This window comes from Pseudomonas sp. KBS0707, assembly GCF_005937945.2.
GTDB classification, from domain to species: domain Bacteria; phylum Pseudomonadota; class Gammaproteobacteria; order Pseudomonadales; family Pseudomonadaceae; genus Aquipseudomonas; species Aquipseudomonas amygdali.
This window is the reverse complement of record NZ_CP041754.1, coordinates 5149054-5172500: the sequence shown is the minus strand read 5'-3', so window position 1 is coordinate 5172500 and position 23447 is coordinate 5149054. Positions and strand designations below refer to the sequence as shown.

The window sequence follows — 23447 nt, the reverse complement described above, 5'->3', positions numbered from 1 at the left end:
TTAGCGGAACGTTCTGGAAAGGACGGCCATAGTGGGTGATAGCCCTGTACGCGAAAATCCCTTTGCAATGAAATCGAGTAGGACGGGGCACGAGAAACCTTGTCTGAATATGGGGGGACCATCCTCCAAGGCTAAATACTACTGACTGACCGATAGTGAACCAGTACCGTGAGGGAAAGGCGAAAAGAACCGCGGAGAGCGGAGTGAAATAGATCCTGAAACCGTATGCGTACAAGCAGTGGGAGCCCACTTTGTTGGGTGACTGCGTACCTTTTGTATAATGGGTCAGCGACTTATTTTCAGTGGCGAGCTTAACCGAATAGGGGAGGCGTAGCGAAAGCGAGTCTTAATAGGGCGTCTAGTCGCTGGGAATAGACCCGAAACCGGGCGATCTATCCATGGGCAGGTTGAAGGTTGGGTAACACTAACTGGAGGACCGAACCGACTACCGTTGAAAAGTTAGCGGATGACCTGTGGATCGGAGTGAAAGGCTAATCAAGCTCGGAGATAGCTGGTTCTCCTCGAAAGCTATTTAGGTAGCGCCTCATGTATCACTGTAGGGGGTAGAGCACTGTTTCGGCTAGGGGGTCATCCCGACTTACCAAACCGATGCAAACTCCGAATACCTACAAGTGCCGAGCATGGGAGACACACGGCGGGTGCTAACGTCCGTCGTGAAAAGGGAAACAACCCAGACCGTCAGCTAAGGTCCCAAAGTCATGGTTAAGTGGGAAACGATGTGGGAAGGCTTAGACAGCTAGGAGGTTGGCTTAGAAGCAGCCACCCTTTAAAGAAAGCGTAATAGCTCACTAGTCGAGTCGGCCTGCGCGGAAGATGTAACGGGGCTCAAACCATGCACCGAAGCTACGGGTATCATCTTTTGATGATGCGGTAGAGGAGCGTTCTGTAAGCCTGTGAAGGTGAGTTGAGAAGCTTGCTGGAGGTATCAGAAGTGCGAATGCTGACATGAGTAACGACAATGGGTGTGAAAAACACCCACGCCGAAAGACCAAGGTTTCCTGCGCAACGTTAATCGACGCAGGGTTAGTCGGCCCCTAAGGCGAGGCTGAAAAGCGTAGTCGATGGAAAACAGGTTAATATTCCTGTACTTCTGGTTATTGCGATGGAGGGACGGAGAAGGCTAGGCCAGCCTGGCGTTGGTTGTCCAGGTTTAAGGTGGTAGGCTGAGATCTTAGGTAAATCCGGGATTTCAAGGCCGAGAGCTGATGACGAGTGTTCTTTAGAACACGAAGTGGTTGATGCCATGCTTCCAAGAAAAGCTTCTAAGCTTCAGGTAACCAGGAACCGTACCCCAAACCGACACAGGTGGTTGGGTAGAGAATACCAAGGCGCTTGAGAGAACTCGGGTGAAGGAACTAGGCAAAATGGCACCGTAACTTCGGGAGAAGGTGCGCCGGTGAGGGTGAAGCATTTACTGCGTAAGCCCACGCCGGTCGAAGATACCAGGCCGCTGCGACTGTTTATTAAAAACACAGCACTCTGCAAACACGAAAGTGGACGTATAGGGTGTGACGCCTGCCCGGTGCCGGAAGGTTAATTGATGGGGTTAGCGCAAGCGAAGCTCTTGATCGAAGCCCCGGTAAACGGCGGCCGTAACTATAACGGTCCTAAGGTAGCGAAATTCCTTGTCGGGTAAGTTCCGACCTGCACGAATGGCGTAACGATGGCGGCGCTGTCTCCACCCGAGACTCAGTGAAATTGAAATCGCTGTGAAGATGCAGTGTATCCGCGGCTAGACGGAAAGACCCCGTGAACCTTTACTATAGCTTTGCACTGGACTTTGAATTTGCTTGTGTAGGATAGGTGGGAGGCTTTGAAGCGTGGACGCCAGTCTGCGTGGAGCCAACCTTGAAATACCACCCTGGCAACTTTGAGGTTCTAACTCAGGTCCGTTATCCGGATCGAGGACAGTGTATGGTGGGTAGTTTGACTGGGGCGGTCTCCTCCTAAAGAGTAACGGAGGAGTACGAAGGTGCGCTCAGACCGGTCGGAAATCGGTCGTAGAGTATAAAGGCAAAAGCGCGCTTGACTGCGAGACAGACACGTCGAGCAGGTACGAAAGTAGGTCTTAGTGATCCGGTGGTTCTGTATGGAAGGGCCATCGCTCAACGGATAAAAGGTACTCCGGGGATAACAGGCTGATACCGCCCAAGAGTTCATATCGACGGCGGTGTTTGGCACCTCGATGTCGGCTCATCACATCCTGGGGCTGAAGCCGGTCCCAAGGGTATGGCTGTTCGCCATTTAAAGTGGTACGCGAGCTGGGTTTAGAACGTCGTGAGACAGTTCGGTCCCTATCTGCCGTGGACGTTTGAGATTTGAGAGGGGCTGCTCCTAGTACGAGAGGACCGGAGTGGACGAACCTCTGGTGTTCCGGTTGTCACGCCAGTGGCATTGCCGGGTAGCTATGTTCGGAAAAGATAACCGCTGAAAGCATCTAAGCGGGAAACTTGCCTCAAGATGAGATCTCACTGGAACCTTGAGTTCCCTAAAGGGCCGTCGAAGACTACGACGTTGATAGGTTGGGTGTGTAAGCGCTGTGAGGCGTTGAGCTAACCAATACTAATTGCCCGTGAGGCTTGACCATATAACACCCAAGCAATTTGAGTGGACTTCCTGACAGGAGCATCAGATTGCGGTGACTGTGAAGACGACACGAACCGAAAGTTTGCGTCACAAACGCACCGAGCTATCACATACCCGATTTGCTGAAGCGCGCCGCATGGCACGATTCGGTACCCGAATTTCTTGACGACCATAGAACATTGGAACCACCTGATCCCATCCCGAACTCAGCAGTGAAACGATGTATCGCCGATGGTAGTGTGGGGTTTCCCCATGTGAGAGTAGGTCATCGTCAAGATTAAATTCCAGAAACCCTCATCGCTTACGCGTTGAGGGTTTTTGTTTGTCTGCTGCACAAAAACTGCCATGAAAATACGTTTTCGTTTCTATGCAGCATGCCTCTGCGTGGCTATTATGCGTGCCTCATTGCCGGGCGACTCCAAATGCTGACCTTGTTAAAGCTTCTTGCCGATGGTGCATTTCATTCTGGACAGGTATTAGGCAATGCCCTCGGCATAAGCCGCAGTGCGGTCTGGAAGCAGCTTCAGCAGCTTGAAGCTGACCTGGGCATAGAGGTGCATAAAGTGCGCGGACGGGGTTATCGACTGGCAACGCCTATTTCGCTTTTAAGCCCCGCTGGCATAGCTCAGTGCGGATTCCCCGCCAGCTGGTCTGTACGCACTTACGACACTATCGACTCAACCAATGCAGAGGCCACGCGTCTGATTGCTCACGGGGCTCCCATGCCTTTACTGGTGGTGGCCGAGCAGCAAACCTCGGGAAGGGGGAGGCGGGGTCGAAAGTGGGTAAGTCCATTTGCCGAGAACCTTTATTACAGTCTGGTCCTGCGCATTGATGGTGGAATGCGTCAGCTGGAAGGTCTCAGCCTTTTGGTCGGATTGGCTGTGATGAACGTACTGCGCGACATCGGGGTTCAAGGCGCAGGCCTGAAATGGCCTAATGATGTGCTGGTCGGAAGACAGAAGATTGCTGGCATTTTGCTCGAGCTTCTTGGGGATCCGGCAGACGTTTGTCATGTGATCATCGGAATAGGGGTGAACGTGAACATGCGGTCATCGAGCGAAGTGGATCAGCTATGGACATCGATTCGACTCGAAACGGGCAGCCTTGCTGATCGGAATCGGATTGCAGCCCTTATAAGCAGTCAGCTTGAGTCTCTTCTGGCAGTTCATCGCAAAGAAGGCTTCGTGGCTTTTCAGGATGAGTGGGAGCGCGGACATTTATGGCAGGGAGCTGCTGTCAGATTGCTTTCAGGCGCTGAGGCAGTTGAAGGGGTAGTGTTGGGGGCCGACTCGCTTGGAGCGTTGCGTTTGGAAGTGAATGGGGTAGAAAAGAGCTTTAGTGGTGGCGAGCTCAGCCTGAGGTTGCGAGATGATTCTTGAGCTCGACTGTGGCAACAGCTTCATCAAGTGGCGGATAACGGCGAAGAACGATGCGGCAGTGATTAGCGGTGGCGTTGTGGGCTCCGATGCTGCCTTGCTGATGCACTTGAGTAATCTGCCTGACACATCATTCACTGACTGCCGTCTGGTGAGTGTGCGTAGTGCCGAAGAAACGGCGAGGCTTGTCTCTTTGCTGGCTGACACCTTTTCCGTTGCGCCTGTCTGCGCCGAACCTGCTCAAGAGCTTGCTGGCGTGATAAATGGCTATGACGACTTCGCGCGTCTGGGGCTGGACCGCTGGCTGGCTTTCGTAGGTGCTTACCATCTCGCCAGAAGCGCGTGCCTGGTGATTGATCTGGGAACTGCTGTGACGTCTGATTTTGTCGACGCTGGTGGTGCGCATCTCGGTGGCTTTATCTGTCCTGGAATGCCCTTGATGCGCAATCAGTTGCGTACCCATACCCGTCGCATCAGATATGACGACACAGAGGCTGAAAAAGCCCTTGCCCGTCTTGTTCCAGGGCGTGCAACTGCAGAGGCTGTAGAGCGCGGCTGCTCGTTGATGCTTCGTGGGTTTGCATTGACTCAGATTGAGATAGCGCAGGGGTACTGGGGCAACGATTTTGCTATTTTTGTGACTGGCGGGGATGCTGCTCTGGTTGCGGATGTGCTGCCGGGGGCTCGTATTGTTCCTGATCTGGTCTTCGTGGGTCTGGCTCTGGCTTGCCCTTTGCGTTGAGGTCTCTATGCGTTGGTTATTTCTTCTGCTGTTGATGCTTAATGCCTTTTATTACCTCTGGCATCAGCAGGAGGCTCCGCTCAGGGCTAAAGAGGTCATGCCATTGTCGTTGCATCGCGCTCCCCAGCAGGATATTCGCCTGCTTAGTGAGTCGGATGCGGGGCGCATGTCGCATGATGCCGACACGAAGTGCCTGTATGTCGGTGGCTTTGCGAGGCAAGAGGATGCTCGTCTGGTGGAGCAGCGCTTGAACAGTCTGGATATCCAGTCTCAATTTCAGTCGCTGCAAACGAATGGGGCGACGGCCTACTGGTTAAGGATTGCCCCGGAAAGCCGACGTCTTGTGGAGGCAGGTGTGATCAATCAATTGAGTCAGGATTTCCCACAATTAAAAAATCAAATAATGTCGTGCGAGGGCATTGCAACTGCTGAGTAGTTTACATAGAATGGCGCCCGCTTCGCAGCGAGGTGAAAGTCTCGCGAATGGGGTGGTAGTAGTCAACGCATGTAACCTCAGGTTTTTACTGAGAAAAAGGTTGACAGAAGGGTGGCATGAGTTGAGAATGCTGCCTCGCTTAGGAGGGGTTCCCGAGCGGCCAAAGGGATCAGACTGTAAATCTGACGTCTACGACTTCGAAGGTTCGAATCCTTCCCCCTCCACCAGATTTAGCGCGATCTGCAAATTGCGCGGGTATAGTTTAGTGGTAGAACCTCAGCCTTCCAAGCTGATGATGCGGGTTCGATTCCCGCTACCCGCTCCAGGTTTGTGGTTCATGCATTGTGTTTTGCTCTTGTAGCTCAGTTGGTAGAGCACACCCTTGGTAAGGGTGAGGTCAGCGGTTCAAATCCGCTCAAGAGCTCCATTGCTAAAGGAAGATATGAAAATATCTGCCTTTGTTTTAGGTAGTTGCGCTGTGCGTGATCCGCTTGAAGCTTGTTCGGAGTTTGTCACCTGTAAGGCGCTCCCTGAATAAGGTGTTGAAAAACTCTCGTCAGGTCCGCATAATGGTCGGCCTGATTTTGCTTTTAGGTCAGTAGCTCAATTGGCAGAGCGACGGTCTCCAAAACCGTAGGTTGGGGGTTCGATTCCCTCCTGACCTGCCAGATTTCCTAGATGTAATCTGGCTTTCTTTTCACAGGATCTCCGTAGATGAATCCCAAGGCTGAAGCATCAGACTCTCGCTTTGATATGCTGAAGTGGCTCCTGGTAGTCGTTTTGGTTGTCGTGGGTGTTGTCGGTAATCAGTATTATTCTGCTGAGCCGATCCTGTACCGCGTTCTTGCTCTCCTTGTGATTGCTGCTGCAGCTGCATTTGTCGCGCTGCAGACCGGTAAGGGTAAAGCCTTCTTCGTTTTGGCGAAAGAAGCTCGCGCTGAGATTCGTAAAGTCGTATGGCCTACTCGCCAAGAAACCACTCAAACCACGTTGATCGTTGTGGCAGTTGTGCTGGTTATGGCGTTGCTGTTGTGGGGGCTTGATTCCCTGCTCGGCTGGCTTGTTTCCTTGATAGTTGGCTAAGGGTGTCCCGTGGCTAAGCGTTGGTACGTAGTGCATGCTTACTCGGGTTACGAGAAGCATGTCATGCGCTCGTTGATCGAGCGTGTGAAGCTGGCAGGCATGGAAGATGGCTTCGGCGAAATTCTGGTTCCCACTGAAGAAGTGGTTGAAATGCGTAATGGCCAGAAGCGCAAAAGCGAACGCAAGTTCTTCCCAGGTTATGTGCTTGTTCAGATGGACATGAATGAGGGTACTTGGCACTTGGTCAAGGACACCCCGCGTGTCATGGGCTTCATCGGCGGTACCGCAGATAAGCCTGCTCCGATCACTGACAAAGAGGCAGAAGCAATTCTGCGTCGCGTTGCTGATGGTAGCGACAAGCCGAAGCCGAAAACGCTGTTCGAGCCGGGTGAGGTTGTTCGTGTCACCGACGGTCCGTTCGCCGATTTCAATGGCACGGTTGAAGAAGTTAACTACGAAAAGAGCCGGATTCAAGTGGCGGTGCTCATTTTCGGACGCTCTACCCCGGTAGAGCTAGAGTTCAGTCAGGTCGAAAAGGCATAACTGAGCTGGAATCCCATACCCCGCAGCCCATGGCTGTGGGGTTTTTTCGTCACTGGGATATACGCGTAAGTAACCGGGGAGCCTTTATTGGCGCTTGAACCCGTAATTGGAGTGCCTCATGGCCAAGAAGATAACCGCATACATCAAGCTGCAAGTGAAAGCCGCTCAGGCTAACCCAAGCCCGCCAGTTGGTCCTGCTCTGGGTCAGCACGGTGTGAACATCATGGAATTCTGCAAAGCGTTCAACGCCCGTACTCAGGGTATTGAGCCTGGCTTGCCGACTCCAGTGATCATCACTGTATACAGCGACCGTAGCTTCACTTTCGAAACAAAAAGTACCCCTGCATCGGTTCTGCTGAAGAAAGCTGCAGGCTTGACCAGCGGCTCGGCTCGCCCGAACACCGTTAAAGTTGGCACCGTGACTCGTGCTCAGCTGGAAGATATCGCTAAAGCAAAAAACGCGGATCTGACTGCAGCTGACATGGAAGCGGCCGTGCGTACTATCGCCGGTTCCGCTCGTAGCATGGGCCTTAACGTGGAGGGTGTGTAATGGCTAAGCTGACCAAGCGTCAAAAGGCAATCGCCAGCAAGATCGAAGCTGGTAAGTCTTACAATTTCGTAGACGCCGCAGCCCTGCTGACCGAGCTGTCGACCGTCAAGTTCAGCGAGTCTGTAGACGTTGCTGTTAACCTGGGTGTCGATCCTCGTAAGTCCGACCAGGTTGTTCGTAGCGCTACCGTACTGCCGCACGGCACTGGTAAAACTGTACGCGTTGCAGTGTTCACTCAGGGCCCTGCTGCTGAAGCTGCTCTGGCTGCCGGTGCTGATCGCGTTGGTATGGACGATCTGGCTGCTGAAATGAAAGCGGGCGATCTGAACTATGACGTCGTTATCGCTTCCCCGGACGCAATGCGCGTTGTGGGTCAGTTGGGTCAGGTTCTCGGTCCTCGTGGTCTGATGCCTAACCCGAAAGTCGGCACCGTTACTCCTGACGTGGCTAACGCCGTCAAGAACGCCAAGGCTGGTCAGGTTCGTTATCGCACCGACAAAAACGGCATCATACACACTTCCGTTGGCAAGGTCGGTTTCGACGCTGTCAAGCTGAAGGAAAACGTTGAAGCCCTGATCGCTGACCTTAAGCGTATCAAGCCTGCTTCTTCGAAAGGTATTTACGTCAAGCGCATCACCCTGAGCACCACTATGGGCCCAGGCCTGGTCATCGACCAGGGTTCGTTGGAAGCGTAAGACAGAAGCGGTGCGGTTTTGACGCCGTACCGTTTGAAAGATTGGGGTCCCTGCCTGGCGGGGGCTATCCAAGACCGTAGGCGACGCAAGTCTTAAACCTCAAGCCTACGCAGATGGTGCTCCCGGTTCCTTACCGAATCAGACACCAAAACGACATCTGACTCCGGTCGGATGAAACGGTAACAAGCAGGAGTTAAACCCGTGGCAATTAAACTCGAAGACAAGAAGGCCATCGTCGCTGAAGTCAACGAGGCTGCCAAAGCTGGTCTGTCCGCTGTCGTGGCTGATGCCCGTGGTGTGACGGTCGGCGCTATGACCGGACTCCGTAAAGAGGCTCGTGAAGCTGGCGTTTACGTACGTGTTGTACGTAACACCCTGCTCAAGCGCGCTGTTGCTGACACTGAATTCAGTGTCCTCAACGACGTGTTCACTGGCCCGACCTTGATTGCGTTCTCCAACGAACATCCTGGCGCTGCTGCCCGTCTGTTCAAGGAATTCGCCAAAGGTCAGGACAAGTTCGAGATCAAGGCAGCTGCGTTCGAGGGCAAGTTCCTCGCAGCTAATCAGATCGATGTACTGGCAAGCCTGCCGACCCGTAACGAAGCAATTTCTCAGCTGATGAGCGTGATTCAAGGCGCTACCAGCAAGTTGGCTCGTACTCTGGCGGCTGTTCGCGACCAAAAAGAAGCAGCTGCAGCCTAAGGCTGAGTCAGATCTTTTCGCGTATTTTTGTTTATTTTGATGGTCGCGTAGGCCGTCCCCCAATTCAGGAAATTGAGTCATGTCCATCTCTCAAGACGATATCCTTAACGCCGTAGCTGAAATGTCCGTTCTGCAGGTTGTAGAGCTGATCAAGGCGTTCGAAGAGAAGTTCGGCGTTACCGCTGCTGCCGGTTCGGCTGGTCCAGCTGTTGCTGCTGCTGTTGTTGAAGAACAAACTGAATTCAACGTCATGCTGCTGGAAGCTGGCGAGAAGAAAGTTAACGTGATCAAGGCAGTACGTGAACTGACCGGTCTGGGCCTGAAAGAAGCCAAGGCAGTCGTTGACGGCGCGCCAGCGATGGTTCTGGAAGCTGTTGCCAAAGACGCAGCTGACAAAGCCAAAGCTACTCTGGAAGAAGCAGGCGCTAAAGTCGAGCTGAAATAAGCATCGACTTTGAGTGTCCAGCCCACGCGATTAGCGAAAGGCTGATGGCTGGTGGCTTTTGCCACCGGCCTTTTTCCGTTATAGACGATTGGCGCTGTCAACGTTTGTAATGTGCTGTATCCACCGATGGCGGTGGCGCAAACCAAGGGGTTTGCAAGATTTTCTGGCTGCTTCCGTCGGGAGGGAGCCAAACAAGCAGGTGACCAAGCTGGGGAACGCTGATGGCTTACTCATATACTGAGAAAAAACGTATCCGCAAGGACTTTAGCAAGTTGCCGGACGTAATGGATGTGCCGTATCTCTTGGCCATCCAGCTGGATTCGTATCGCGAATTCCTGCAGGCGGGAGCGACCAAAGATCAGTTCCGCGACGTCGGTCTGCATGCAGCCTTCAAATCCGTTTTCCCGATCATCAGCTACTCCGGCAATGCTGCGCTGGAGTATGTAGGTTATCGCTTGGGCGAACCGGCATTTGATGTCAAGGAATGCGTGCTGCGCGGTGTGACTTACGCAGTACCTCTGCGGGTCAAGGTCCGTCTGATCATTTTCGACAAAGAATCGTCGAACAAAGCGATCAAGGACATCAAAGAGCAAGAAGTCTACATGGGTGAAATCCCCCTGATGACTGAAAACGGTACCTTTGTAATCAATGGCACCGAGCGCGTTATCGTGTCTCAGCTTCACCGCTCGCCTGGCGTATTCTTCGACCACGACCGTGGCAAGACGCACAGCTCCGGTAAGCTGCTTTACTCCGCTCGTATCATTCCTTACCGCGGTTCGTGGCTGGACTTCGAGTTCGATCCCAAAGACTGCGTATTCGTCCGTATCGACCGTCGTCGCAAGCTGCCTGCGTCCGTACTTCTGCGCGCTCTGGGTTATACCACCGAGCAAGTGCTTGATGCTTTCTACACCACCAACGTATTCCATGTGCGCGGCGAAAACCTGAGCCTGGAACTGGTGCCTCAGCGCCTGCGTGGTGAAATTGCCGTTCTGGATATTCTGGACGACAAGGGCAAGGTCATTGTCGAGCAGGGTCGCCGTATTACCGCTCGTCACATCAACCAGCTGGAAAAAGCCGGGATCAAAGAGCTGGAAGTACCTCTGGACTACGTCCTGGGTCGTACTACTGCCAAGGTCATCGTGCATCCGGCAACCGGTGAGATCATTGCCGAGTGCAACACCGAGCTGAACACTGAAATCCTGGCCAAGATCGCCAAGGCTCAGGTCGTTCGCATCGAGACGTTGTACACCAACGATATCGACTGCGGTCCGTTCGTCTCTGACACGCTGAAGATCGACTCCACCAGCAACCAACTGGAAGCGCTGGTCGAGATCTATCGCATGATGCGTCCTGGCGAGCCGCCAACCAAGGATGCAGCCGAAACGCTGTTCAACAACCTGTTCTTCAGTCCTGAGCGTTATGACCTGTCTGCTGTAGGTCGGATGAAGTTCAACCGCCGTATCGGTCGTACCGAAATCGAAGGTTCGGGTGTGTTGTGCAAGGAAGACATCGTAGCGGTCCTCAAGACCCTCGTTGACATCCGTAACGGCAAAGGCATCGTCGATGACATCGACCACCTCGGTAACCGTCGCGTTCGTTGCGTTGGCGAGATGGCCGAGAACCAGTTCCGTGTTGGTCTGGTCCGTGTCGAGCGCGCTGTCAAAGAGCGCCTGTCCATGGCAGAAAGCGAAGGCCTGATGCCTCAGGATCTGATCAACGCCAAGCCTGTTGCGGCGGCGGTCAAGGAATTCTTCGGTTCCAGCCAGCTTTCCCAGTTCATGGACCAGAACAACCCGCTGTCCGAGATCACTCTCAAGCGCCGTGTTTCTGCACTCGGCCCTGGCGGTCTGACTCGTGAGCGGGCTGGCTTTGAAGTTCGAGACGTTCACCCGACTCACTACGGCCGTGTTTGCCCGATCGAGACGCCTGAAGGTCCGAACATCGGTCTGATCAACTCCCTGGCGGCCTATGCCCGCACCAACCAGTACGGCTTCCTCGAGAGCCCGTACCGTGTGGTCAAGGAAGGTCTGGTCACCGAAGAAATCGTCTTCCTTTCGGCGATCGAAGAAGCGGACCACGTCATTGCTCAGGCTTCGGCTGCAATGAACGACAAGCAAGAGCTGATCGACGAGCTGGTTGCTGTGCGTCACTTGAACGAATTCACCGTCAAGGCACCAGCCGATGTCACCCTGATGGACGTTTCGCCCAAGCAGGTTGTGTCGGTAGCCGCATCGCTGATCCCGTTCCTCGAGCACGATGACGCCAACCGCGCATTGATGGGTTCGAACATGCAGCGTCAGGCTGTACCGACCCTGCGTGCCGACAAGCCGCTGGTAGGTACTGGCATGGAGCGCAACGTTGCTCGCGACTCCGGCGTTTGCGTCGTGGCTCGTCGTGGCGGCGTGATCGACTCTGTCGACGCCAGCCGTATCGTTGTTCGCGTTGCCGATGACGAAGTAGAAACAGGTGAAGCAGGTGTAGATATCTACAACCTGACCAAATACACCCGTTCGAACCAGAACACCTGCATCAACCAGCGTCCGCTGGTCAGCAAGGGTGACCGTGTTCAGCGTAGCGACATCATGGCCGACGGTCCGTCCACCGATATGGGTGAGCTGGCTCTGGGTCAGAACATGCGCATCGCGTTCATGGCCTGGAACGGTTTCAACTTCGAAGACTCCATCTGCCTCTCCGAGCGTGTTGTTCAGGAAGACCGCTTCACAACGATCCACATTCAGGAACTGACCTGTGTGGCTCGTGACACCAAGCTTGGGCCTGAAGAGATCACCGCCGACATCCCGAACGTGGGTGAAGCGGCTCTGAACAAGCTGGACGAAGCCGGTATTGTTTATGTAGGTGCCGAAGTTGGCGCTGGTGACATCCTGGTGGGCAAGGTCACTCCGAAAGGCGAGACCCAGCTGACTCCGGAAGAAAAACTGTTGCGCGCGATTTTCGGTGAGAAAGCCAGCGACGTTAAAGATACTTCCCTGCGCGTGCCGACCGGCACCAAGGGTACTGTCATTGACGTTCAGGTCTTCACCCGTGATGGCGTCGAGCGTGATGCGCGTGCCCTGTCCATCGAGAAGTCGCAACTCGACGAGATCCGTAAGGATCTGAACGAAGAGTTCCGTATTGTCGAAGGCGCTACTTTCGAACGTCTGCGCTCTGCGCTGGTGGGTCGTGTAGCCGAAGGCGGTGCTGGCCTCAAGAAAGGTCAGGAAATCACCAACGAAGTGCTTGATGGTCTTGAGCATGGTCAGTGGTTCAAACTGCGCATGGCTGAAGATGCTCTGAATGAGCAGCTTGAGAAAGCTCAGGCCTACATCGTTGATCGTCGCCGTCTTCTGGATGACAAGTTCGAAGACAAGAAACGCAAACTGCAGCAAGGCGATGACCTGGCTCCAGGCGTTCTGAAAATCGTCAAGGTCTACCTGGCAATCCGTCGTCGCATCCAGCCGGGCGACAAGATGGCCGGTCGTCACGGTAACAAGGGTGTGGTCTCCGTGATCATGCCGGTTGAAGACATGCCGCACGATGCCAATGGCACGCCGGTGGATATCGTCCTCAACCCGCTGGGCGTACCTTCGCGTATGAACGTTGGTCAGATTCTCGAAACTCACCTGGGCCTCGCGGCTAAAGGTCTGGGCGAGAAGATCAACCGCATGCTTGAAGAGCAGCGTAAAGTTGCTGAGCTGCGTAAGTTCCTCAACGAGATCTATAACGAAATCGGCGGTCGTCAGGAGTCTCTGGAAGACCTCACCGACAACGAGATTCTGGACCTCGCGAAGAACCTGCGTAACGGCGTACCGATGGCTACCCCGGTTTTCGACGGTGCCAAGGAAAGCGAAATCAAGGCAATGCTCAAGCTGGCAGATATGCCGGAAAGCGGCCAGATGCAGCTGTTCGACGGTCGTACCGGCAACAAGTTTGAACGTGCTGTAACGGTTGGCTACATGTACATGCTGAAGCTGAACCACTTGGTGGACGACAAGATGCACGCGCGTTCCACTGGTTCGTACAGCCTGGTTACCCAGCAGCCGCTGGGTGGTAAGGCACAGTTCGGTGGTCAGCGTTTCGGGGAGATGGAAGTGTGGGCGCTGGAAGCATACGGCGCGGCGTACACTCTGCAGGAAATGCTCACAGTGAAGTCGGACGATGTGAACGGTCGTACCAAGATGTACAAAAACATCGTGGACGGCGATCACCGTATGGAGCCGGGCATGCCCGAGTCTTTCAACGTGTTGATCAAAGAAATCCGTTCGCTCGGTATCGATATCGATCTGGAAACCGAATAACACGTGACGCGAATCGGGGGCAGGGCGGTATTGCCTGCTCCCTGCTCCGCCAGGAGGAAAAGCCTTGAAAGACCTACTGAATTTGCTGAAAAACCAGGGTCAAGTCGAAGAGTTCGACGCAATCCGTATCGGACTTGCATCGCCTGAGATGATCCGCTCTTGGTCGTTTGGTGAAGTTAAAAAGCCGGAAACCATCAACTACCGTACGTTCAAGCCTGAGCGTGACGGTCTGTTCTGCGCCAAGATCTTTGGCCCGGTAAAAGATTACGAGTGCCTGTGCGGTAAGTACAAGCGCCTGAAGCACCGTGGTGTCATCTGCGAAAAATGCGGTGTTGAAGTAGCACTGGCCAAGGTTCGTCGCGAGCGCATGGCTCACATCGAGCTGGCTTCGCCGGTTGCTCACATCTGGTTCCTGAAATCGCTGCCGTCCCGTATCGGTTTGCTGATGGACATGACCCTGCGTGATATCGAACGTGTTCTCTACTTCGAGAGCTATGTCGTTATCGATCCAGGCATGACTACCCTTGAAAAAGGTCAGCTGCTGAACGACGAGCAATACTTCGAAGCCCTCGAAGAGTTCGGTGATGACTTCGACGCCCGCATGGGTGCCGAGGCTGTCCGCGAACTGCTGCACGCTATCGATCTGGAGCACGAAATTGGCCGTCTGCGTGAAGAAATTCCGCAAACCAATTCCGAAACCAAAATCAAGAAGCTGTCCAAGCGTCTGAAATTGATGGAAGCCTTCCAGGGTTCCGGCAACCTCCCTGAGTGGATGGTGCTGACCGTTCTGCCGGTTCTGCCGCCAGATCTGCGTCCTCTGGTTCCGCTTGACGGTGGCCGTTTCGCGACGTCCGACCTCAACGATCTGTATCGTCGAGTGATCAACCGTAACAACCGTCTGAAGCGTCTGCTGGATCTGTCTGCTCCCGACATCATCGTGCGCAACGAAAAGCGCATGCTGCAGGAAGCGGTCGATGCGCTGCTCGACAACGGTCGTCGCGGTCGTGCGATCACGGGTTCGAACAAGCGTCCTCTGAAGTCCCTGGCTGACATGATCAAGGGTAAGCAGGGTCGTTTCCGTCAGAACTTGCTTGGTAAGCGCGTTGACTACTCGGGCCGTTCGGTAATTACCGTAGGTCCGACCCTGCGTCTGCACCAGTGCGGTCTGCCGAAAAAAATGGCTCTCGAGCTGTTCAAGCCGTTCATCTTCGGCAAGCTGGAAATGCGTGGCCTGGCCACGACTATCAAAGCTGCCAAGAAGATGGTCGAGCGCGAGCTGCCAGAGGTCTGGGACGTTCTTGCTGAAGTAATTCGCGAACACCCGGTGCTTCTGAACCGCGCGCCAACGCTTCACCGTCTGGGCATCCAGGCGTTTGAACCAGTACTGATCGAAGGTAAGGCTATTCAGCTGCATCCGCTGGTCTGTGCTGCGTACAACGCCGACTTCGACGGCGACCAGATGGCCGTTCACGTACCTTTGACGCTGGAAGCCCAGCTCGAAGCGCGTGCACTGATGATGTCGACCAACAACATTCTGTCGCCAGCCAACGGTGAGCCAATCATCGTTCCTTCGCAGGACGTTGTACTGGGTCTGTATTACATGACTCGTGAAGCGATCAACGCCAAGGGCGAAGGTCGTGTGTTTGCGGACCTGCAGGAAGTCGACCGCGTATTCCGCGCCGGCGAAGCGGCTCTGCATGCCAAGGTCAAGGTTCGTATCCACGAAACGGTCAACGACCGTGACGGTGGCAGCGTCAAGAACACCCGTATCGTCGACACCACTGTCGGCCGTGCGCTGCTGTTCCAGGTGGTTCCGGCCGGCCTGTCCTACGACGTCGTCAACCAGCCTATGAAGAAGAAGGCGATCTCCAAGCTGATCAACCAGTGCTACCGCGTGGTTGGTTTGAAAGAGACCGTGATCTTCGCTGACCAGTTGATGTACACCGGTTTTGCATACTCGACCATTTCGGGTGTTTCCATCGGCGTTAACGACTTCGTTATCCCGGATGAAAAAGCTCGCATCATCGACGCGGCCACCGAAGAAGTTAAAGAGATCGAAAGTCAGTACGCCTCCGGCCTGGTAACCCAGGGCGAGAAGTACAACAAGGTGATCGACCTCTGGTCCAAGGCCAACGACGAAGTGTCCAAGGCAATGATGTCGAACCTCTCGAAAGAGAAGGTCATCGATCGTCATGGCGTCGAAGTTGACCAGGAATCCTTCAACTCGATGTACATGATGGCTGACTCCGGTGCGCGTGGTTCTGCTGCCCAGATTCGTCAGTTGGCTGGTATGCGTGGTCTGATGGCCAAGCCTGACGGTTCCATCATCGAAACGCCGATCACTGCGAACTTCCGTGAAGGTTTGAGCGTACTTCAGTACTTCATCTCCACTCACGGTGCTCGTAAGGGTCTTGCGGATACCGCACTGAAAACCGCTAACTCCGGTTATCTGACTCGCCGTCTGGTAGACGTTGCTCAGGATCTGGTCGTTACCGAGGTGGATTGCGGTACCGAGCACGGTCTGCTGATGACTCCGCACATTGAAGGCGGTGACGTTGTAGAGCCGCTGGGTGAGCGCGTACTGGGTCGGGTTATCGCCCGTGACGTGTTCAAGCCGGGCACAGAAGACGTCATCGTTCCTGCTGGCACACTGGTAGACGAGAAGTGGGTCGAGTTCATCGAGCTGAACAGCATCGACGAAGTGATCGTTCGCTCGCCAATCAGCTGTGAAACGCGCTACGGCATCTGTGCCAAGTGCTACGGTCGCGACCTGGCTCGCGGTCACCAGGTTAACATCGGTGAAGCTGTCGGCGTAATCGCTGCACAGTCGATCGGTGAGCCGGGTACCCAGCTGACAATGCGTACGTTCCACATTGGTGGTGCGGCAAGCCGGACCTCGGCAGCCGACAGCGTTCAGGTGAAGAATGGCGGTACTGTCCGTCTTCACAACCTGAAGCACGTTGAGCGTGTTGACGGTCACTTGGTTGCGGTATCCCGCTCCGGTGAACTGGCCATCGCTGATGACTTCGGTCGCGAGCGTGAGCGTTACAAGCTGCCATACGGTGCAGTGATTTCGGTGAAGGAAGGCGACAAGGTCGACGCTGGTTCGATCGTGGCCAAGTGGGATCCGCACACTCACCCAATCGTCACCGAGATGAAAGGTACTGTTACCTACGTCGGCATGGAAGAAGGCATCACGATCAAGCGTCAGACAGACGAATTGACCGGTATGACCAACATTGAAGTGCTTGACGCCAAAGACCGTCCGGCTGCCGGCAAGGACATCCGTCCTGCTGTGAAGATGGTCGGTCTGGATGGCAAGGATCTGCTGTTGCCGGGTACTGACGTACCTGCTCAGTACTTCCTGCCGGCCAACGCCCTGGTCGGTGTGGCTGACGGTGCGCAGATCGCGATCGGTGATGTTATCGCTCGTATTCCGCAGGAAACTTCGAAGACTCGTGACATCACCGGTGGTCTGCCGCGTGTTGCCGACCTGTTCGAAGCCCGTCGTCCGAAAGAGGCGTCGATCCTTGCAGAAGTCAGCGGTACCATCGCATTCGGTAAAGAGACCAAGGGCAAGCGCCGTCTGGTCATTACCCCGAACGACGGTAGCGATCCGTACGAAGAGCTGATTCCGAAGTGGCGTCACCTGAACGTCTTCGAAGGCGAACAAGTGAACCGCGGCGAAGTTATCTCCGACGGTCCTAGCGATCCACACGACATCCTGCGTCTGCTGGGTGTGAGTGCGCTGGCCAAGTACATCGTCAACGAGATTCAGGATGTATACCGTCTGCAAGGCGTGAAGATCAACGACAAGCACATCGAGACGATTCTGCGTCAGATGTTGCGCAAGGTTGAAATTGCCGAGTCTGGCGATTCCAGTTTCATCAAGGGCGACCAGATGGAATTGACTCACGTACTGGTAGAAAACGAGCGTCTGAGCACGGAAGACAAGTTTGTCTCCAAGTTCACTCGCGTGTTGCTGGGTATCACCAAGGCATCGCTGTCCACCGAGTCGTTCATCTCCGCGGCCTCCTTCCAGGAGACAACCCGCGTGCTGACCGAGGCGGCTGTGACTGGCAAGCGCGATTATCTGCGCGGCCTGAAGGAAAACGTGGTTGTGGGTCGTCTGATCCCGGCCGGTACCGGTCTGGCTTATCACAGCGAGCGCAAGCGTCGTCGTGAAATGGACAAGCCGACCCGTGTCAGCGCGAGCGAAGTAGAAGCCGCTCTGACTGAAGCGTTGAACTCCAGCGGTAATTGAGACTAAAGCCTCGGCATTTTCATCTGGCAGACAGCACGTTTTCGTGTTGTTTGCCTCTTGAGGATGTCGGGGCTTTGTCTTGACTGGGGACGGGATCCTCTTTAGACTCTTGTACCCCTAAATTTGGCGGGGCTTGTGCCCTGTCATTTGCTTTTCTTGTAAGACAATAGCGTCGCAAGACAACAGTGGAGCTAGTAGATGGCAACTATCAACCAGCTGGTACGTCAGCCGCGTAAGCGTATCGTCGAGAAATCCGACGTGCCTGCGCTGCAGAACTGCCCGCAACGTCGCGGTGTGTGCACTCGTGTGTATACCACCACGCCGAAAAAACCTAACTCGGCATTGCGTAAAGTCTGCCGTGTGCGCCTGACCAACGGTTTCGAGGTTTCCTCGTACATCGGTGGTGAAGGTCACAACCTGCAAGAGCACAGCGTGGTACTGATCCGTGGCGGTCGTGTAAAAGACTTGCCAGGTGTTCGTTATCACACCGTTCGTGGTTCTCTGGATACTTCCGGCGTTAAAGGCCGTAACCAGGGTCGCTCGAAATACGGTACCAAGAAGCCTAAGTAGTTTTTGGCTTCTGTGTGAAATTGCAGATTTCTATTTTTCTGAGTCGATAAGAGTAAGGTCGGGCGCATCCCTTGCAGGATGGTGGTCCCGAGCTAACCTGAAGACCGTTTGAGGGCTTATCCATGCCAAGAAGACGCGTAGCAGCCAAGCGCGAAGTGCTTGACGATCCAAAATACGGCAGCCAGATCCTGGCCAAGTTCATGAACCACGTTATGGAAAGCGGCAAGAAAGCCGTTGCCGAGCGTATCGTTTATGGCGCGCTGGAAAAGGTTAAAGAACGCAAGAACAGCGACCCCCTGGAAATCTTCGAGAAAGCTCTCGACGCCATCGCTCCGCTGGTCGAAGTAAAGTCGCGCCGTGTAGGCGGTGCTACTTACCAGGTTCCTGTCGAAGTTCGTCCGTCCCGTCGTAATGCTCTGGCAATGCGTTGGCTGGTAGACTTCGCGCGCAAGCGCGGTGAGAAGTCAATGGCGCTGCGTTTGGCTGGCGAACTGCTGGACGCCGCCGAAGGTAAAGGTGCTGCGGTCAAGAAGCGTGAAGACGTGCACCGTATGGCTGAGGCCAACAAGGCTTTCTCGCACTACCGCTTCTAATTTCAGCGTCACTAATTTTGCGAGGGCTTTATGGCTCGTACTACTCCGATTGGCCGCTACCGTAACATTGGTATCGTTGCTCACGTGGATGCTGGTAAAACCACCACCACCGAGCGCGTCCTTTTTTACACCGGCAAAAGCCACAAAATGGGCGAGGTGCATGACGGCGCCGCGACCACGGACTGGATGGTTCAGGAGCAGGAGCGTGGTATTACCATTACTTCTGCTGCTATTACTGCCTTCTGGCAGGGTTCCGAGAAGCAACACAAAGACCAATACCGTTTCAACGTTATTGACACCCCGGGCCACGTTGACTTCACCATTGAAGTTGAGCGCTCCCTGCGTGTACTCGACGGCGCGGTCGTTGTGTTCTGTGGCACTTCCGGCGTAGAGCCGCAGTCCGAAACCGTATGGCGTCAGGCCAACAAGTACGGTGTTCCACGTATCGTTTACGTGAACAAGATGGACCGTGCTGGTGCAAACTTTCTGCGCGTAATCGCTCAGATCAAGCAGCGTCTGGGTCACACCCCGGTGCCGATCCAGTTGGCCATTGGTGCCGAAGACAACTTCCAGGGTCAGATCGATCTGATGTCCATGGAAGCTGTTTACTGGAACGATGCCGACAAGGGTATGGTTCCACGTCGTGAGCCTATCCCTGCTGAATTGCAGGAACTGGCTGACGAGTGGCGCAGCAACATGGTTGAGGCTGCTGCCGAAGCCAGCGAAGAGCTGATGAACAAATACCTCGAAGGTGAAGAGCTCACCAACGAGGAAATCAAGGCCGCTCTGCGTCAGCGTACTATCGCTGGTGAGATCGTTCTTGCTGTTTGCGGTTCTTCCTTCAAGAACAAGGGTGTTCCCCTGGTTCTCGACGCCGTGATCGACTACCTGCCGGCTCCGACCGACATTCCAGCTATCAAGGGTTCCGATCCTGATAACGAAGAAGTCCTGATGGAGCGTCATGCAGACGACAACGAGCCGTTCTCGGCTTTGGCGTTCAAGATCGCTACCGACCCATTCGTGGGTACCTTGACTTTCGTCCGCGTTTACTCGGGCGTGTTGGCATCCGGCGACGGCGTGATCAACTCGGTGAAAGGCAAGAAAGAGCGTGTGGGTCGTATGGTGCAAATGCACGCAAACGCCCGCGAAGAAATCAAGGAAGTTCGCGCTGGTGACATCGCGGCCTTGATCGGCATGAAGGACGTCACCACTGGTGAAACCTTGTGCAACGCTGACAAGCCAATCATCCTGGTTCGCATGGACTTCCCGGAGCCGGTTATTTCGGTTGCCGTTGAGCCAAAAACCAAGGATGACCAGGAAAAAATGGGTATCGCTCTGGGCAAACTTGCTCAGGAAGACCCTTCTTTCCGCGTCAAGACTGATGAAGAGACTGGTCAAACGATCATCTCTGGCATGGGCGAGCTGCACCTGGACATCCTGGTTGACCGGATGCGCCGTGAGTTCAACGTCGAAGCCAACATCGGCAAGCCTCAGGTTTCCTATCGTGAGCGCATCACGAAGAATTGTGAAATCGAAGGCAAGTTCGTTCGTCAATCCGGCGGTCGTGGCCAGTTCGGTCACTGCTGGATCCGTTTTGCACCTGCTGACGAAGGTCAGGAAGGTCTGCAATTCGTAAACGAAGTGGTAGGTGGTGTTGTTCCCAAGGAATACATCCCGGCTATCCAGAAGGGTATCGAAGAGCAGATGAAGAACGGCGTTGTTGCCGGCTATCCGCTGATCGGCCTGAAGGCTACCGTGTTTGATGGTTCCTACCATGACGTCGACTCGAACGAGATGGCGTTTAAGGTGGCTGCTTCCATGGCGACCAAGCAACTGGCCCAGAAGGGCGGTGGTGAGTTGCTTGAGCCGATCATGGCGGTAGAGGTTGTTACGCCTGAAGACTATATGGGTGACGTGATGGGCGACCTTAACCGTCGTCGCGGCATGATCCTGGGTATGGAAGATACGGTTTCCGGCAAAGTAATTCGTGCCGAGGTTCCGTTGGGTGAGATGTTCGGTTATGCGACCGACGTTCGCTCCATGTCCCAAGGTCGCGCAAGCTACTCTATGGAATTCAAAAAATACAATACAGCTCCGTCGCATATCGTCGAAACTGTAACCAAAAAACAAGGCTGATTCAGCGCCTTTAGGCTAGGAGTTATTTGTCGTGGCTAAAGAAAAATTTGATCGTTCCCTCCCGCACGTCAACGTTGGCACCATTGGTCACGTTGACCACGGTAAAACCACGCTGACCGCTGCTCTGACTCGCGTCTGCTCCGAAGTTTTCGGTTCGGCTCGTGTTGACTTCGACAAGATCGACAGCGCACCGGAAGAAAAAGCTCGTGGTATCACCATCAACACTGCGCACGTTGAATACAACTCGCTGACCCGTCACTACGCTCACGTTGACTGCCCAGGTCACGCTGACTACGTGAAGAACATGATCACCGGTGCTGCCCAGATGGACGGCGCTATCCTGGTTTGTTCGGCTGCTGATGGTCCGATGCCACAAACTCGTGAGCACATCCTGCTGTCCCGTCAGGTAGGCGTTCCGTACATCGTGGTCTTCCTGAACAAGGCTGACCTGGTAGACGACGCTGAGCTGCTGGAACTGGTTGAGATGGAAGTGCGCGATCTGCTGAGCACTTACGATTTCCCGGGCGACGACACTCCGATCATCATCGGTTCTGCTCGTATGGCTCTGGAAGGCAAAGACGACAACGAAATGGGCACCACTGCCGTTCGTAAACTGGTTGAAACACTGGACAGCTACATTCCAGAGCCAGTTCGTCTGACCGACAAGCCATTCCTGATGCCAATCGAAGACGTGTTCTCGATCTCCGGTCGCGGTACTGTTGTGACTGGTCGTGTTGAGCGCGGTATCGTCAAGGTTCAGGATCCACTGGAAATCGTTGGTCTGCGTGACACTACCGTCACCACCTGCACCGGTGTTGAAATGTTCCGCAAACTGCTCGACGAAGGTCGTGCTGGCGAGAACTGCGGCGTTCTGCTGCGTGGTACCAAGCGTGACGACGTTGAGCGTGGCCAGGTTCTGGTCAAGCCAGGCACCGTCAAGCCGCACACTCAGTTCGAAGCTGAAATCTACGTTCTGAGCAAAGAAGAAGGCGGTCGTCACACTCCGTTCTTCAAAGGCTACCGTCCGCAGTTCTACTTCCGTACTACCGACGTAACTGGTAGCTGCGAACTGCCGGAAGGCGTAGAAATGGTTATGCCAGGTGATAACGTTAAAGTTTCCGTTACCCTGATCAAGCCAATCGCAATGGAAGACGGTCTGCGTTTCGCAATCCGTGAAGGCGGTCGTACCGTCGGCGCTGGCGTCGTGGCCAAAATCATCGCGTAAGCGTTGATTCCTTAAAAGAGCCCCCGCAACGCGGGGGCTTTTTTATTGGGTTGACACATAGTGAGGTCGTCTATAGAATTGCGCCTCCTTTTAACGGGCGTATTGCGCTCGGTGGGAACAGCAATCTGGAGTCTGAATCCAATGCAAAACCAGCAAATCCGTATCAGGTTGAAGGCTTTTGACCATCGCCTGATCGACCAATCAACCCAGGAAATCGTGGAAACCGCGAAACGTACTGGTGCACAGGTGCGTGGTCCGATTCCACTGCCGACTCGTAAAGAGCGGTTCACCGTTCTGGTTTCTCCGCACGTCAACAAAGACGCGCGCGATCAGTATGAGATCCGTACCCACAAGCGTGTTCTGGACATTGTTCAGCCAACGGAAAAAACCGTTGATGCGCTTATGAAGCTTGATCTTGCGGCCGGTGTGGAAGTTCAGATCAGCCTCGGCTAAGACTTGGGTCTTAGTCGTGTAACGCTCTGAAATGGGCGGCCATAGCGGGTGAAAGCCCCGTACACTCATGAGGTTTACAACATGACTATTGGTGTAGTCGGTCGTAAATGCGGTATGACCCGTATTTTCACCGAAGAAGGTGTCTCCATTCCGGTCACGGTCATTGAGATCGAGCCGAATCGCGTCACTCAGTTCAAAACCGAAGAAACCGATGGCTATCGTGCAGTGCAAGTCACTGTCGGCGAGCGTCGCGCTTCGCGTGTTACAGCCGCTCAGGCTGGCCACTTCGCTAAGGCGAACGTTGCCGCCGGTCGTACTGTCATGGAATTCCGTCTTGAAGAAGGCGACTACCAGGCTGGCGATCAGATCAACGCTGAAATCTTCGCCGCTGGTCAACTGGTTGATGTAACCGGTCAGTCCAAGGGTAAAGGCTTCCAGGGTACGATCAAGCGTTGGAATTTCCGTGGTCAAGACAATACCCACGGTAACTCCGTCTCCCACCGCGTCCCAGGCTCTATCGGCCAGTGCCAGACTCCTGGTCGTGTATTCAAGGGCAAAAAAATGTCCGGTCATATGGGCGCTGAGCGCGTGACCGTGCAGTCCCTGGAAGTAGTGCGCGTGGACGCTGAACGCAATCTGTTGTTGGTCAAGGGTGCTGTTCCTGGCGCTACTGGCGGCAACCTGGTTGTACGTCCGGCAGCCAAGGCTCGCGGTTAAGGGGAAGCTGAC

17 protein-coding genes, 4 tRNA genes and 2 rRNA genes (1 of these 23 running past the window's edge) are annotated in these 23447 nt (G+C 54.5%); all 23 read left to right on the top strand.

The genetic code is table 11. From position 1 onward, the window contains the following. Positions 1-2608, top strand: a 23S ribosomal RNA gene (locus FFH21_RS24695); it begins 285 nt to the left of the window's first position. 160 nt (positions 2609-2768) lie between these two features. Beyond that, positions 2769-2884 (top strand): 5S ribosomal RNA (rrf, locus tag FFH21_RS24690). Between the two features lie 145 nt (positions 2885-3029). After that, a complete protein-coding gene (birA, locus tag FFH21_RS24685) occupies positions 3030-3989 on the top strand; it encodes a bifunctional biotin--[acetyl-CoA-carboxylase] ligase/biotin operon repressor BirA (protein ID WP_011169634.1) in 960 nt (319 codons plus the stop codon). Continuing rightward, positions 3979-4728 (top strand): pantothenate kinase, encoded by a 750-nt coding sequence (locus tag FFH21_RS24680; protein WP_011169633.1) that lies wholly within the window; start codon positions 3979-3981, stop codon positions 4726-4728. The genes birA and FFH21_RS24680 overlap by 11 nt, the downstream gene beginning before the upstream one ends. A gap of 7 nt (positions 4729-4735) precedes the next feature. Beyond that, positions 4736-5164: a hypothetical protein gene (locus FFH21_RS24675; RefSeq protein ID WP_005745989.1), complete on the top strand. Its 429-nt coding sequence runs from the start codon at positions 4736-4738 to the stop codon at positions 5162-5164. Between the two features lie 142 nt (positions 5165-5306). Further along, a tRNA-Tyr gene (locus tag FFH21_RS24670) sits at positions 5307-5391 on the top strand. A 24-nt stretch (positions 5392-5415) separates the two neighbouring features. Beyond that, positions 5416-5489 (top strand) — tRNA-Gly (locus FFH21_RS24665). 26 nt (positions 5490-5515) lie between these two features. Further along, positions 5516-5591, top strand: a tRNA-Thr gene (locus tag FFH21_RS24660). A 165-nt stretch (positions 5592-5756) separates the two neighbouring features. Then, positions 5757-5832: transfer RNA gene (locus FFH21_RS24655), tRNA-Trp, on the top strand. A gap of 46 nt (positions 5833-5878) precedes the next feature. Next, a complete protein-coding gene (gene secE, locus FFH21_RS24650; protein WP_002555502.1) occupies positions 5879-6247 on the top strand; it encodes a preprotein translocase subunit SecE in 369 nt (122 codons plus the stop codon). Positions 6248-6256: 9 nt separating this feature from the next. Then, positions 6257-6790 (top strand): transcription termination/antitermination protein NusG, encoded by a 534-nt coding sequence (nusG, locus tag FFH21_RS24645; protein ID WP_002555501.1) that lies wholly within the window; start codon positions 6257-6259, stop codon positions 6788-6790. 118 nt (positions 6791-6908) lie between these two features. Next, positions 6909-7340 (top strand): 50S ribosomal protein L11, encoded by a 432-nt coding sequence (gene rplK, locus FFH21_RS24640; RefSeq protein ID WP_002555500.1) that lies wholly within the window; start codon positions 6909-6911, stop codon positions 7338-7340. Beyond that, positions 7340-8035 carry a 50S ribosomal protein L1 gene (gene rplA, locus FFH21_RS24635; protein WP_002555499.1) on the top strand — a complete coding sequence of 232 codons (696 nt, stop codon included), beginning with the start codon at positions 7340-7342 and terminating at the stop codon, positions 8033-8035. Before rplK ends, rplA begins: the two co-directional genes overlap by 1 nt. Before the next feature lie 201 nt (positions 8036-8236). Beyond that, entirely contained in the window at positions 8237-8737 is a 501-nt protein-coding gene (gene rplJ / locus FFH21_RS24630; RefSeq protein WP_002555498.1) for a 50S ribosomal protein L10, read from the top strand. A gap of 79 nt (positions 8738-8816) precedes the next feature. Next, positions 8817-9182, top strand: coding sequence for a 50S ribosomal protein L7/L12 (gene rplL, locus FFH21_RS24625; protein ID WP_002555497.1), 366 nt, complete (start codon positions 8817-8819; stop codon positions 9180-9182). 221 nt (positions 9183-9403) lie between these two features. Further along, the gene (gene rpoB / locus FFH21_RS24620) at positions 9404-13477 is read left to right on the top strand and encodes a DNA-directed RNA polymerase subunit beta (RefSeq protein ID WP_011169631.1); all 4074 of its coding nucleotides are present in this window, start codon (positions 9404-9406) and stop codon (positions 13475-13477) included. Positions 13478-13541: 64 nt separating this feature from the next. Then, positions 13542-17741, top strand: coding sequence for a DNA-directed RNA polymerase subunit beta' (gene rpoC / locus FFH21_RS24615; protein ID WP_002555495.1), 4200 nt, complete (start codon positions 13542-13544; stop codon positions 17739-17741). Between the two features lie 198 nt (positions 17742-17939). Next, positions 17940-18311 carry a 30S ribosomal protein S12 gene (gene rpsL, locus FFH21_RS24610; RefSeq protein ID WP_002555494.1) on the top strand — a complete coding sequence of 124 codons (372 nt, stop codon included), beginning with the start codon at positions 17940-17942 and terminating at the stop codon, positions 18309-18311. 122 nt (positions 18312-18433) lie between these two features. After that, on the top strand, positions 18434-18904 hold the full coding sequence (rpsG, locus tag FFH21_RS24605) for a 30S ribosomal protein S7 (protein ID WP_002555493.1): 471 nt from the start codon (positions 18434-18436) through the stop codon (positions 18902-18904). Between the two features lie 30 nt (positions 18905-18934). Further along, complete coding sequence (fusA, locus tag FFH21_RS24600) at positions 18935-21040, top strand: elongation factor G (protein ID WP_004666356.1); 2106 nt, start codon at positions 18935-18937, stop codon at positions 21038-21040. Positions 21041-21071: 31 nt separating this feature from the next. Beyond that, positions 21072-22265, top strand: a complete 1194-nt coding sequence (gene tuf / locus FFH21_RS24595; protein WP_004658287.1) for an elongation factor Tu — start codon at positions 21072-21074, stop codon at positions 22263-22265. Positions 22266-22406: 141 nt separating this feature from the next. Beyond that, a complete protein-coding gene (gene rpsJ / locus FFH21_RS24590; RefSeq protein WP_002555491.1) occupies positions 22407-22718 on the top strand; it encodes a 30S ribosomal protein S10 in 312 nt (103 codons plus the stop codon). Positions 22719-22799: 81 nt separating this feature from the next. Beyond that, the gene (gene rplC, locus FFH21_RS24585; RefSeq protein ID WP_002555490.1) at positions 22800-23435 is read left to right on the top strand and encodes a 50S ribosomal protein L3; all 636 of its coding nucleotides are present in this window, start codon (positions 22800-22802) and stop codon (positions 23433-23435) included. Positions 23436-23447: the final 12 nt, after the last annotated feature.